The 13,216-nt window shown below is 32.3% G+C and carries 11 protein-coding genes; 1 reads left to right on the top strand and 10 read right to left on the bottom strand.

Annotated features, from left to right (window positions below):
* Nucleotides 1-68: 68 nt before the first annotated feature.
* The 6 genes from M1R53_RS00845 to M1R53_RS00820 all read right to left on the bottom strand — a co-directional run bounded on the left by M1R53_RS00845 (nt 69) and on the right by M1R53_RS00820 (nt 4,783).
* Nucleotides 69-329 (bottom strand): hypothetical protein, encoded by a 261-nt coding sequence (locus tag M1R53_RS00845; RefSeq protein WP_249242749.1) that lies wholly within the window; start codon nt 327-329, stop codon nt 69-71.
* A 9-nt stretch (nt 330-338) separates the two neighbouring features.
* Nucleotides 339-740, bottom strand: coding sequence for a GNAT family N-acetyltransferase (locus M1R53_RS00840; protein WP_249242748.1), 402 nt, complete (start codon nt 738-740; stop codon nt 339-341).
* Nucleotides 740-1,393, bottom strand: a complete 654-nt coding sequence (locus M1R53_RS00835; RefSeq protein WP_249242747.1) for an SIMPL domain-containing protein — start codon at nt 1,391-1,393, stop codon at nt 740-742. Before M1R53_RS00835 ends, M1R53_RS00840 begins: the two co-directional genes overlap by 1 nt.
* Before the next feature lie 256 nt (nt 1,394-1,649).
* Nucleotides 1,650-2,759 carry an ABC transporter permease gene (locus M1R53_RS00830; RefSeq protein WP_249242746.1) on the bottom strand — a complete coding sequence of 370 codons (1,110 nt, stop codon included), beginning with the start codon at nt 2,757-2,759 and terminating at the stop codon, nt 1,650-1,652.
* Nucleotides 2,746-3,789 carry an ABC transporter permease gene (locus M1R53_RS00825; protein ID WP_249242745.1) on the bottom strand — a complete coding sequence of 348 codons (1,044 nt, stop codon included), beginning with the start codon at nt 3,787-3,789 and terminating at the stop codon, nt 2,746-2,748. Before M1R53_RS00825 ends, M1R53_RS00830 begins: the two co-directional genes overlap by 14 nt.
* A 55-nt stretch (nt 3,790-3,844) precedes the next feature.
* Nucleotides 3,845-4,783, bottom strand: coding sequence for an ABC transporter ATP-binding protein (locus M1R53_RS00820; protein ID WP_249242744.1), 939 nt, complete (start codon nt 4,781-4,783; stop codon nt 3,845-3,847).
* A gap of 181 nt (nt 4,784-4,964) precedes the next feature.
* On the opposite strand from M1R53_RS00820, the gene M1R53_RS00815 reads away from it, so the two are divergent.
* Nucleotides 4,965-5,651 (top strand): phosphoribosylaminoimidazolesuccinocarboxamide synthase, encoded by a 687-nt coding sequence (locus tag M1R53_RS00815; protein ID WP_249242743.1) that lies wholly within the window; start codon nt 4,965-4,967, stop codon nt 5,649-5,651.
* Between the two features lie 60 nt (nt 5,652-5,711).
* Here the strand turns inward: M1R53_RS00815 and M1R53_RS00810 are convergent, their stop codons facing one another.
* From M1R53_RS00810 to M1R53_RS00795, 4 genes are all read right to left on the bottom strand, one after another.
* Nucleotides 5,712-8,285, bottom strand: coding sequence for a DEAD/DEAH box helicase (locus tag M1R53_RS00810; protein WP_249242742.1), 2,574 nt, complete (start codon nt 8,283-8,285; stop codon nt 5,712-5,714).
* Nucleotides 8,282-9,196: a HamA C-terminal domain-containing protein gene (locus M1R53_RS00805; protein WP_249242741.1), complete on the bottom strand. Its 915-nt coding sequence runs from the start codon at nt 9,194-9,196 to the stop codon at nt 8,282-8,284. The genes M1R53_RS00810 and M1R53_RS00805 overlap by 4 nt, the downstream gene beginning before the upstream one ends.
* A gap of 301 nt (nt 9,197-9,497) precedes the next feature.
* Nucleotides 9,498-11,495: a DEAD/DEAH box helicase gene (locus M1R53_RS00800; protein WP_249242740.1), complete on the bottom strand. Its 1,998-nt coding sequence runs from the start codon at nt 11,493-11,495 to the stop codon at nt 9,498-9,500.
* Entirely contained in the window at nt 11,492-13,186 is a 1,695-nt protein-coding gene (locus tag M1R53_RS00795; RefSeq protein WP_249242739.1) for a site-specific DNA-methyltransferase, read from the bottom strand. The genes M1R53_RS00800 and M1R53_RS00795 overlap by 4 nt, the downstream gene beginning before the upstream one ends.
* Nucleotides 13,187-13,216: the final 30 nt, after the last annotated feature.

The following is a 13,216-nucleotide window of genomic DNA, read 5'->3' as shown; positions in this document are numbered from 1 at the left end:
CTGATATTTTAACATTATATAAGCTGTATAAAAAAAGAGCTAGACCGATAGTCTAACCCTAAAAATATTTAAGTTCTTGGACTTAAAATCATCGCGACCAATGTTACATTGATAAATATCATTAGCATGGTCGCTGAGAGATAAAAAACTAATATTATTTTGCTTGTCTTGTCATTTTGATCAAATTTTTTATTTGCCCACACAATAAATTCAGTAAGGCCCAATATGCTAAACAATATTAATGGTATAATAAACATAAGTTTACTATCTGAGCCAAATTTAAATGTGAAAAGGCTTATGAAGTATAAAATTTCTAGTATTATAGACATTTTGCCATCCTATATAAAATAGCTAACTACGCCCGCTTCACTTATATCTTTCATGCCGATGGCTCTGTAGAAGGCATTAGCCACTTCATCTGCGCCATCGGTATTAACTTGTATCCAGCGAACGTCCTTGTACTTTTCAAAAACTTCCTTCATAAGCTTTTTCGCTAGACCCTTGCGTCTATAATCCTTCTTAACGATAAGATCTTGCACTAAAACCACGTGTTCAGCGTCTCCTACGCATCTTACAAAGCCTAGAAGCTCTTCTCCATCCATATATCCAAGCGTTAGCAAAGAATTTTTTATCGCATTTTTAAGTTTTTCGTCATCACCTAAATAAGCGCTCCAGCCAGATTCTTCGTAAAGAACCTTTATTTGTGATAAATAGCTTTCATCTATTTCTATTAGCTTCACTATTCTATCTCCCAAACTACTGTTACTGAGTCATTGACATCGATGTCATCAGCATCTATGTCAATATCGAATGATTTCAATGGTGCAGCACAGATTTGGCTATCCATTAAACTTAGCGGCTCAGAATATATCTCAATCTCGCCCCAAGAGTAGTTGATGTCTACAACACTTTTTAGCTTAACACCTGCCTCTTCGCTAAGGATTTGTGCCTTTTCCTTTGCATCCTTGATAGCCTCTCTAAGTAAATCGTTCTTCGACTTTTCAATATCTTTAACAGTGTAGCTTATATCAAATCTCACATCAAGTGGCGAAGCGCTCACCTCATATAAAAGCTTGCCTAAAATCTTGTTGTCATTATCAATCTTGATCTTTGAGTTATGAGTGTACTTGTAGCCAATAAACTTTTCATGTCTATGGTTATTGTCATCGTACCAAGTATCATACTCTGGACTTACGTCCAAGTTAGTAGTCTTTAGAAGCTCGCTATCGACACCCGCCTTTGCAATGACAGCCTTTAAGTCCTTAGTCGCCTTGCTCGCCATAGCAATGGTTTCTGCATAGTCAGCGTAAACTGCACTTGATTTGAAGCTTACGACAATGGTATCTGGATGTAGTGATAATCTTCCTTTTCCTGTTACTTTTAAAGTTTTCATATTATTTTCCTCCATTAATATATATTAATTATACCACAAAACAATAGCGTCCACAATATTCATGTGAACGCTAAAATATTTTATTGAAAGCGAAATTTTTTCTCTTATATCTCTTCAATCTCTTATATACGCATAATTTCACGAATAAAATGTGATGATTGAGCGACGTGGACCGACGAGGCAAGCGCAGTGTACGTACGGGTACTCGAGCATTGCTGAGGAAGGAACGAGCTCAAGGGCGCATTTTATTGTGAAATTAGTTTATATTGTCATTTGCTTTTGGTCTTGCTACTATACTCACCACTATAAATACAATTGCAAAACCCACCATTATTAATACATTCGGAAGCATAGTGCTAAACTCTGGCTTCTCCATAAGCATGTCGTTACTCTGAATGTAGTAAAAACCTGGAAAAACTCTTCCTAATGTCAAGGCTGTATCACCAAGCAGCTCTTGCGGAGCAAAGGCACCGCACAAGAATGACGAGCCGAGTGAAACTACATTCATCACGCCTGAGATGGCATTTTCGCTCTTAATTAGATTTGCTATCATGACTGACATAGCTACTACTGTAATCGTAAATATAAATGAGTTAAGCATCATAAGATTGATGTGCGTCTTAGTAAAGTCGTACTTATACATAAGCACGAAAAGTACCATATACAATAGCCATAAGAATAGTCCCGTAACCATATGACCGAGCATCATTTGAAGATTAATCTTCGCTCTTGGCATAGGCGATACAAGATTTCTCATTAATATAGGCTTTTTCCTATAAACTTTGACTATGGTCGCTACAACCATGATTGCTTGTGCGAGTAAAACATAATTTAGGAAGTTAAAGTAAATGCGTGAATTATCTCTCTTAGTATCGACGCTGCCTTCTTTTATCTCAACATCAAATTTATTAGCCAAATCTTCTTTAGTATACTTAATGGCATCGTCCTCACTAAAACCTGCCGCCTCGTATGCAGCTACTTGACTTAAGTAGATATTGATCTTCTGCTTAACGCTCATGCCGTACATCTCATCTGGTGCCGCCTTATATAAAACTTTCTTCGTTTGATCAAAGTCCTTAGGTATTTCAAGCGCACAGCTAATATTGGCGTAGAAAAGCTTGTCTTCTACCAAAGACTCGTCCATGTCTATAGGTTTTGCGTTAGTATTTAAATAATCACAAAGTGCTTTAGAAAGGCTTGTGTTAGCGTTATCTTTTAAATATATTCTTACATCAATACTTTTATAAGAGACCTCTTTTGTACCCTTTGTACTAAAACTCATTATGACGGCAAAAATAATCGTATAAAGAATTATGGCTGTCTTGTGAGCCCATACTATTTTGAAATAATTTTTAAAGACTTTCATACTCTTTACCTCTCATGAAAAATAGTGAAGCCACTACGAATAACAAAGTAATCAAAGCTAGATTAATCATATCCCAATTAAACCTTGCCATCGAATCGTAGTAGTATAACGAATAAACCGCATCAGTCACTATTGCAACTGGATTTAACTTGTTGATGATGGGTGCCTTCTCAGCGATAATTATCTTTAAGTCCGATACCATCATACCAGCTAAAAATGACATAAGCATAGTTATGGCGATGCCTAAACCAATCTTCGTGTCTAAACTTGCCTTATTTGAAACGCCAAGCAAGACGCCAAAGGCAACACCACTTAGTGACGCTAGTGCGCTAAGCACAATAAGTGGAAGGGCTCTACCGCCAAAGTCAATGCCGAGACCATATTTTAAATAAACAATAAATATCAATATTATAACGAAGTTAATAATCCAGCTGACCAAAAGCGATGCCGATAGCATAGTGCTCTTCTTTGTTGGCGAAATTGCATTACGCTTTGCATTAGTCGATAGATTTGCTTCGTATTGATAAATGACAAACATACCCCACATGTAGCCATAGATTGCCGTCATACCAAGAAGCGTGTAGAAAAAAGTGTTTGTCATATCCATATTTTTACGCGAAACATCTTTTATATGATCATCCACACCCACAATTTTACTTAAATCAGTAGTCGGATCCTTTTGCATTATCCTAGCTATCATGGAGAACTTTTGTGAGTAAACGTTCATTATGGTCTCAACCATGGTCTCAGATATGCCAGACTTCTTAGTGTAAATCTTGTCCATTGATTCGATGTAGGCCTTAGGAGCATCTTTTTCGTCCAAAACATCCTTGTCTTTCGCTTCAGTCACATGGAAATATTCCTCGTCCTCCATCTCTTTCATAAAACGTTTAAAATTCTCATCCTTCATAAGGTTTTCATTCACAGCCACGTCTATGGTCTTGAACTTATCCATCTCAGTTATATTGCCAAAGGCAAGCTTAAAGAATATGCCTAGAACTATAGGAAATATTAAAGCCCAAAATAACATTGCCCTCTGCCTTAAAAGGTATCTAAATGTATTTTTAAATGAGTGCAGCCACATACTAATCCCTCAAATCTTTGCCAGTTAATTCCAAGAAAACGTCATTAAGACTTGGCTTTTCAACATTTAGAGAGCTGTAGTGAATTTTGTTCTCATCAAGAAGCTTGATTAAATTCATTAAGTAGCCATCGCCATGGTCAAAGCTTAATTTAACAGAGCCGTCCTTGTTCTCGTAGCTAAGCAAATTGTCAAGAGTCTTAATCTTAGTGATTACATCATCATTTAGCTCCTTCGAAGTAAAAGATATCTTTTCATTCATAGTGATCATGTCTTTAAGCTCCTCAGAAGTGCCCTTTGCAATAACCTTGCCCTTATCAATGATGACTATATCATCACACAAAAAGTCAACCTCGTCCATATAGTGCGAAGTGTAAATGATGGTTGAGCCCTCATCGTTAAGCTTTTTGATCCCTTCCAAGATATTGTTTCTTGATTGAGGATCGACTGCTACAGTCGGCTCGTCAAGAATGATAATCTCAGGTCTGTGAGCAATGCCGCAAGCAATATTAAGCCTTCTTAGTAGACCGCCAGATAGCTTTTTCGGCTTAAATTTAACAAAATCATTAAGACTAACAAGGTCAATCGCCCTCTCTACAAGCGCCTTCCTCTCAGCCTTATCAATAATGTATAGACCGCAGAAGTAGTCGATGTTCTCGTAAACACTTAGCTCATCATAAACAGCCACATCTTGAAAAACAACGCCTATCCTTCTTTTAATATCGTATGCATCAGCGCTCATCTCCTCGCCAAAAATCTTCACAGTGCCCGCATCCTTCTTAAGAAGAGACAAAATGCAGTTTATAGTCGTCGATTTACCACTACCATTGGGACCAAGAAGACCAAGTATCTCGCCCTTTTTTACGTCCAAATCCAAATTGTCCACAGCAGTGAGCTCCTTGTATTTTTTAACAAGACCCCTAACCTCTATAACAGTATCCATAATTACCTCCTATATTACCATTGATATAATTATATCACCAAAACCATTAAAATAGTATAAAAATTATGTAAAACGCATGTAAATATGTCTAAGACGAATAATATTATCATAAAGAGGCCCATATCGCTTGACAATATCAGATATAAGTCATACAATATAGGCAAGATTGGGGGTAATGGTTTTGAAAAAGATATACCAAGGAAAAACAAAAGACGTTTACGAATTAAACGAGAAAGAAGTTTTATTAAAATTTAAAGACGACGTAACAGGCAAAGACGGCGTATTCGACCCAGGTCAAAATCAAGTCGGCTTAACAATGGAAGGCGCAGGACACAGCGCATGCCTATTAACAAAATTCTTCTACGAAAAACTAAACGCAAAAGGACTAAACACACACTTCGTTTCAGCAGATCCAGAGAAAAACGAAGCAGTAGTTAGAAAAGCAAAAGTTTTTGGTGACGGCGTTGAAGTCATCGTGAGATACAGAGCAGTTGGCTCCTTCATTAGACGCTACGGCCAATACGCAGAAAGCGGCATGAAACTACCTTCATACGTTGAAATCACACTAAAAGACGACGACAGAAACGACCCACTAATTACAAAAGATGCACTAGAAATCTTAGGCATAATGACAGGAGCTGAGTACGACGAACTAGTTGGCCTTGCTAAAAAGATAGGCGAGTTCGTAAAAGAAGAACTAGCAAAAAAAGACCTTGAGCTGTACGACATAAAATTCGAGTTCGGCATGGTCGATGGTAAAGTCGCTTTGATAGATGAAATATCAGGCGGCAATATGCGTGCATATAAAGGAGATGAGTACGTAGAGCCGCTAAAATTGGAAAAGATATTGCTAGAAGACGTTAAATAGATTGAGTTGAATTGAAGAGATAAGAAAAAGGCTGCCATAAAGGTAGCCTTTTTTTGTGAATCAATCGTCCCAATCAAACAAATCACTTAGCTCTTTATATTCGTTTGGAAAAATTTCTTTATTTATGCTAGATTTTAATTGTTCAGATTCAATACCTGTAATCTCACCTTCAGTAACTTTAAATAAATTATTAAATTTTTCAGATAAAAATCTAGCAATATTTCTTGAGAATCCGAGGTTCTGTATGTCTATTAATTTCGGATTAGTAGTGCCATAATCAATATATTTCTCCCAATCACAAGCACAATCAATATTATTTGAAATTAATATTGATTGATAATTGCTAACATAAGCCTTAATCTTATATTTTATATTGTTTTCTAAATCTATAATTAAGGCATTGATAAGACTATTAATATGATAAGCATTTGTCTTGTCAAACTTATCGTAATATCTGCCTTCATTTTTATTCAAGTAAATGTATTTACTGTCTCCATTATTATAATAATAATCAATCGTCTTTTTAATTAAATAATTTAGTTGTTTATCGTTTATCCACCCTTCCAATAAAATCGCATAATATGATAGTTGCTCATAACTCTTTATCATTGGATTGTTTCCCTTGCTCTCATTTGTCAACCAATCATATTGATCACATAATATTTTTAAAACTTCATAGCACCCTTCATATGATGTATCTGTAGGTAAAGGGTTTTTAGGACCATTAAAAACACTATTTTGAGCAGAAATTTTAATATTTATGCTTTCAGCTAATATATCACTTGGAACAGAATTATTAGTTCTAATTTTCTTTAAAACTTCTAGCGAGTTTTTACTTGTATCAATAAACTTATCTTTTAAAATAGAATCGCTATTTACAGTGTCATGATATAATAATATGTTACCATACATTTCAATGATTTTTTTATCAGTTTCAGATAATTTTTTGTTAGTATAAGCTTTATTCATGTAATAATTAGCTATATTCTTATATAGGTTTTTATTATTATCTCTAAGTATAACTGGTTTAATATTTTGTATGTTTTTTTGTCTAAGAATATCTAAACTTTCCGGATCTTTCCAGTAACCATGTTGGTTATAAATATTAACACAAAATATATTGCCAGATAAATCCTTACTTAATCTGCCTGCTCTTCCCGCTAAGTTCCAGAAATCAACATCGCTCATTTTTGTAAGACCTATATTCTCACTTAAAATAAAAATGTTTTTTGCAGGCAAATTAACTCCTTCTAATAGTGTAGATGTGCAAAATATTATTCTTATAGAACCTTTTTTATATAGCTCTTCAACCCTTGCTTTTATTTCTTCAGGAATGCCGCCAAAGTGATACGCTACTCCTCGTTTCAAACAAAATCTAAGATAGTATTGCTCATGAACCTTTTCTTCAATCATTTTTATTAAATCATTAACATCATCATCGTCTACTTCATCTAAAATATTTGCATATTGAGTGGCAGTTATTATTGTTTTATATTTACTATTGCAGTAAACTATACTCTGTCTATCATTTGAAAATGTATTTAAAACAACACTCAAATTATTTATAACATTGTCGCTAAACTTTAATTTTGGCAAGTAAATATCCTCTCCAAAATCACTAATCATATAAGCGCAATCATTATAGCAATTAATAACAAATCTATTTTGAGCTACTGACTCAGTTTTAACTTCATAGCTCTCCTCAGTTGTATTATTAACTAGTTCCAAAAAAACAGAAGGATTTGGTATATTTGGCGCGGCAAAGAAAATATTCACGCTTTTTCTTCTTGCTAAAACCAAGGCATGATACATTAAAGGGGTTCTAGTATCTTTATCATTTAATAATTTATGAGCTTCATCAACAAATAAGTAGTCTATTTTAGGATTAGATAACTTTGAAAGATAAGAAATTAATCTTTCAGGTGTAAATACAAAAATATATTTTTTATCTAAATCTTGTAAAACCTTAGGTATTTCAGGAGAACTAATAACTTTATAGCCATCTTCTTTAACTAAGTGTCTAATTTTATTCGACACCTGATTTATAAGTGCTTTTGTTGGAACAATGAATGCTATATTATCTGACTTATTGTGTTCTTCTATTAAATATTTAGTAAATGCTTCAAAAATAAACGATTTCCCAAATGATGTACTTCCAGAAACGCTAAAATGATTGTTTGTTTTTAGTTCATTAAACACTTTAAGTTGTTCATCAGTAAAAATTTTCCCAATTGGAGACATGTTATATACACTTTTAATTATTAAGTCCAAATCTATTTCGTCTACTCCTGTGTTCTCATTTTTCATCCTGATTAGATTCAATGAAGGAAAATTCCCTAATTTAGTTAAAACATTTATAATACTTAATTTTATAAATTCATCCTCTAAAAGTTCTTTAAACTCATATATAAGACTTACTATCTTTAATGATAAATTTTTATGTTCATCTTTAGATGACCTACATAATATATCTGAAAACCTCATTAAATCATAAAGTTCTTCTTCTGTTAGCTTTATTATAAATTCTTTGTCTAACAATTTATTACAATAATTTTTCTCTAAATTATATATTAAACTAATTAAATATTCGTCATTAAATGCCTTTTCTGATAGCTCAGTAATAAAATTATTCATTTTAAAATATCCTCTAATATATTTTTTCTTGTATTATCTATATCTGTAAAAGGAACGATATAAACATAGAATGAATGGCCTAACAATTTTTTATTGCAAATTTTATCGTATAATATATGTTCTATTTCTTTTAATTCTGATAATATTTTTTCTTTAACAACTTCATAAAATTGTTCATCGCTACAATCTTTAGTCTCTTTTGATATATCTACTTCATATCCGATAAAAATAGAAAACGCATCATCTATGTTGAGACTTGCATCTCCACGCGACGGATAAATGATTGATTCTAAAATTTCTTTATCTTTTTTGCTAAAATCTCCATTTTCAATATTAGAGGATATTAATGATTTTTCAAATATAATACCACTTTTATACTCTCCAGAAGAATTGACTTCTCTAACAAATTGATATATAGATTCAAACGCATTTCTTAAAGCTCTCAATAAATTATTATATAGTTTAGATTCTCCAAAAATAATTTTATACCTGTCATTGTTAATCTTAAGAAGGTGAACTCCATCTGATCCATTTACATACATATTATTAGAAGTTTTCATTTCTAATTTTGTTAATATTTTAGGAGCACCTAAATGGCCTTCTAAAAAACAAAATAAAAGAAGTTCTCCTAATTCGCCATTATTTTCAATATGTTTTCTAAGTTTAGAGCGTGCTTGCTGTGATAGAGTCCCATACTTTCCTTTATAACACTTTATAGTTCTTTTAGATAATGCATAGTCAATAACAGCGTCTACTAATACCGAAGAAATCTTATTATAATCAAATTTTCTAGCATTTATTGGACACATGAAGATATTTACGTTCCCATCATCTGGATTGTTACTTATTGATATATCTTTAATATTTTTAAATATTTTAACTACATCTTTTGAGTTTGAACAAATTTCCAATATATCACTCCTTGATTTTTATTTTCATCTAATGTTTCTGGTGTTAGTGCATTAAATTTAAATTTAATATCTTCTATCTTAATCACCTATCCTAAAATTCATCTTCTAATCTATGCCAATGCTCACTGCTCATATCTTCTGTATAAACTGTGTTGTTGATAAACAGTCTTGTATCTTTGTCTCTTACAAAACCCCATTTAATTTTTCTTAATTCTTCAGCATAATATTTAAATGCTTTAAATTTATTTTCTATTTGTTCATCAATATTTTTGCTCTTACCTTTGCTTTCTCCGCCTTTTGTCTAAATTATCCAAATATCTCCGTTTTTCATCTTCACAATATAGTCTGGATAAAAAAGATATTCTTTATCTAGGTTATTGCCATATAAAACTGATAAATATTGTTGTCCTGTATCTCCGTTTTTATAATACCAATCAACTTTATCATTATTTTCTAAGTAATTTTCAAAAAGCTGTTCTGGTTCAGACCTAAAATTAGAAGCCGTCATAGCAGTGGTATAATCTTTATATGCGTTCTTTTCGTAAACTTCAATATCTGTTTCATATGGAGCGTACTTATAAAAGTCTTCAACAGGTAATTTCCAAACACTTGTCTTTGCCTCAAGATATTCAATATAGTTCTTATCAGTTCCTGCTGCTAGCTCTTGAAAATCATCACGAAGTTTATAGGCATTGTTAATCATAAAAGCATACCACTCGCGATTAGATAAATTTAAAAGCTTTTTATTATATCTCATATTTGTGTAGAATAAGTACTGTAATATAGCCCTCATCTTTTTTGAAGGAACTCCAGTTACTTTTTTAATCATGTCTACTGCATGTAAACAGTCAATACCATGATCAGTTGTTGAAACTTCATAAGATATTTGCTTATGTTCGCCAAGTTTCATATTTTGAATATCTTTAAGTTGTTGGAATTTTCCAGACCTAAATGTACTGTAAATTAAAGTGCCAAATATATATCCCGAAGCCTCCATAGCTTTCTTATTATCTTCTTTTACATTGCCAAGCTTATATTTATTGACAAAATAATCATGAGCTCTGTCTCTAATTAGCACCTCGTCAATGGCATTGTAATCTTTGTTCCTAACTTGTTTTATTAATTCAAAATTCTTACATTTATCCTTTAAGAATAATCTCTTAACTTCATACGAGTTGCCGCCTTGAAGAACTCTTTCCTTATATTTTTCATCAAATGTATATAAGAAACAATAATCAAGCAAATCGTTTTCATAATGCTTAGCTTTAGGCATTCTTCTTATTCTTCCAAGGGTTTGTATCTCAAAATTTTCACTCACATTCTCACGAAGTTTAACTAGTATTTTTGCTCTAGGACAGTCCCATCCTGTTGATATCGCTTGCTTCATGATAAGAAAGTTCGGCTGAGCATTATTTTCTTCCAAATTATATGTGTTTATTTGACTTTCACTTAACCATTTAGCTACTAATTTATTTTTATAGTTATATCCAAGTCCATCAAGCATTTCCTCAACTGATTCAATCATTCTAGTTGACATATCTGGGAACTGTATTATAACAAGTGGGTTTATATCTTCATTGTTCTTTATATATTCATTTTTAATTTCTTTTCTTTTATCATCAGCTTTTTGTAAAAGATAAAAGGCTTCACTCTCAAGGTCATCAACTTGCTCTATGTCTATATCAGGATTAATGTATAGAGCCTTTGTGATTAAACCAGAATTAATTACTTCTTCCTCAGGTATTTCATAGTATTCAGCCATAGGGTTCTTTTTAGTAGTAGCCGACACTCTAATCTCTTTTTCTGCATTAAAAGCAGTCAAAACATCATCAGCTTTAGCCGTATTATTTAAGTGCTCTTCGTCGATTATAGTTATAAATGAATACTGCTCCCTATGAGCTTCAGCTATCCTTTCATATAGATTTTTCTTCTCACTATCTTTTAGCGCATTATTTGTTTTATTAGTTATCATTTCCCAGTTAATAAAATATGTGTGTCCAGGTTTAAAGCCTTGCAATAAAGCATCACTAATGTTTGCGGTCTTAGCGTTAGGCAAAATCGCTTCCATCTTTTCCTTGGATTGTTCCTCTAAATCTCCCTTGCCCGGTGTTAACCAAATAAATATTTTATTCGAATCTTTATATAATAGATAGTCTTCTATAAAAGATATAAGTATAACAGTTTTTCCCGATCCTGTTGGGCTCTTAACGATAATTCTTTGCTTAGAACTTGGATCGTTAACCTTGTCAAGCAAATAATTTTTAGCGTCGCTTTGAAAGTCAAATAAATTTAAAATCATATTTCCTTCGCCTCTCTTAACTCATCCATAAAGTAATACTCTGGTATTTCTACTAAATTAAGTTTTTTCTCTTCAAAAATTTTCTTAGTTTCGTTTGTTAACAATATATATGCTGGGATATATAGATAAGCTCCTTCTTTAATAGTCTCTAGTTTTTCTTTAAGCTCTTCATCAGTAAGCACTATAACCCTGTTCACTCCATCAATTTCACACATGTTTTCTAGTTCTACCATCTCTTTTATATGATCAAGTAGCCTAAATGATAGTATATCCTCTTCTTCTGTAAATTTCGGTATGAAATCTGTTTTAAAATACTTAAGATTATGCGGTAATTCCTCTTGTATGTTTTGAAGCCTTTTATAAGTTACTTCTTCACAAATTTTATTTTCGTTGTTAGTACATAAAATATATTTTCTCTTTCCGCCGTCTTCTTTATTTAGCTGCATAACTGCATGTCCGGTAGTTCCAGAGCCAGCAAAAAAGTCAAGAATGTTATGTGCATATTTTATTGTTAAAATTAATTGCACTATTAGTGATGTGGGTTTAGGAAATCCAAATTTTTCTAAACCTAGTTTGGTTATTTCTTTTTTTGCATTATCATTAGAAAATATATTATCAACTAGCGCTATAGAGGAAAGCTTCGTTTCGCGCTCAATATATTCTATTGTATATGGACGTTTTTTAGATATTGTTGCATTAGCATATGTTTTTGTATATATTCTACTTCTCTCTTTGCCTTCCTTAATTTCAATAAAACCATTCTCTAATCCAAACTTAAATTTTTCAAGACTCCATCTCCAGACCCAGTCTTTAGGATTGTGTTTGCCTGAATGTCTTTTATCATGCAAGTCTTGACTTCCACCAGGATAAAATAACTCTCCTTTAACTTCGATTGGGAAGTCCATATTAGGATTATACCAAAGAGAATTGTAATCCAGAGTTTGATTTAATTTATATCCACCCCTTTGATCATAGTATTCATCTTTAAAAGGATAGTCTGTATCTTCTGCTGGTATACCAGTAAAAGAAGCATTGTCCCTATCTTTAGCATATACAATTGTATAATCATGATTTTTAGCCACTCCAACCGAATGATCTTTGCCTGATTTTTTTGTTACTCTAGGTAAATTACCTATAAAATTTTTTTCGCCAAAAATATCATCACATAATAATTTTAGTTGTGCTTGTTCATTATCATCAATTGAAATAAAAATAACGCCTTGATCAGATAACAAATTTTTAGCTATCCTTAATCTTTCATTCATAAACGATAACCATTTAGAGTGTTTGTATCCATCTTCACTTCCAATATAATTATCATCATAAATAAAATCTTTATTCCCAGTATTATACGGCGGATCAATATAAATTACATCTATATTTCCCTTATGAGTTTTTTCTAAAAGTCTTAGTGAGTGAAGATTATCTCCTTCTAAAAGAAAATTAAATCCTTCGTTTTCATCAGCAATTATCTTTCTTTCTTCTACTTCTGTAAAGACTGGTATATTATGAACAAGTTTTTTATCTACTTCTTCTTCGTGTTCTTCCCAAACTAGTCCATATTTCTTTTCTGTTAATGCTGTCTCTATCTTTTCAAGTGCTATAATGCTTTCATCGTCTTTGTGTATTTCTTTAAGCTTGTTAATATATTCAAGCATTTCTTTTCTTTTTTCTTGAGATAAATTGCTCATAATTAACCCTCCTATCATCCTTTATTTAAT

This window comes from Fenollaria massiliensis, from assembly GCF_023347705.1.
Taxonomy (GTDB): domain Bacteria; phylum Bacillota; class Clostridia; order Tissierellales; family Peptoniphilaceae; genus Fenollaria; species Fenollaria massiliensis.
The sequence above is the reverse complement of the archived record's forward strand: the minus strand, read 5'-3'. Positions and strand labels throughout refer to the sequence as shown.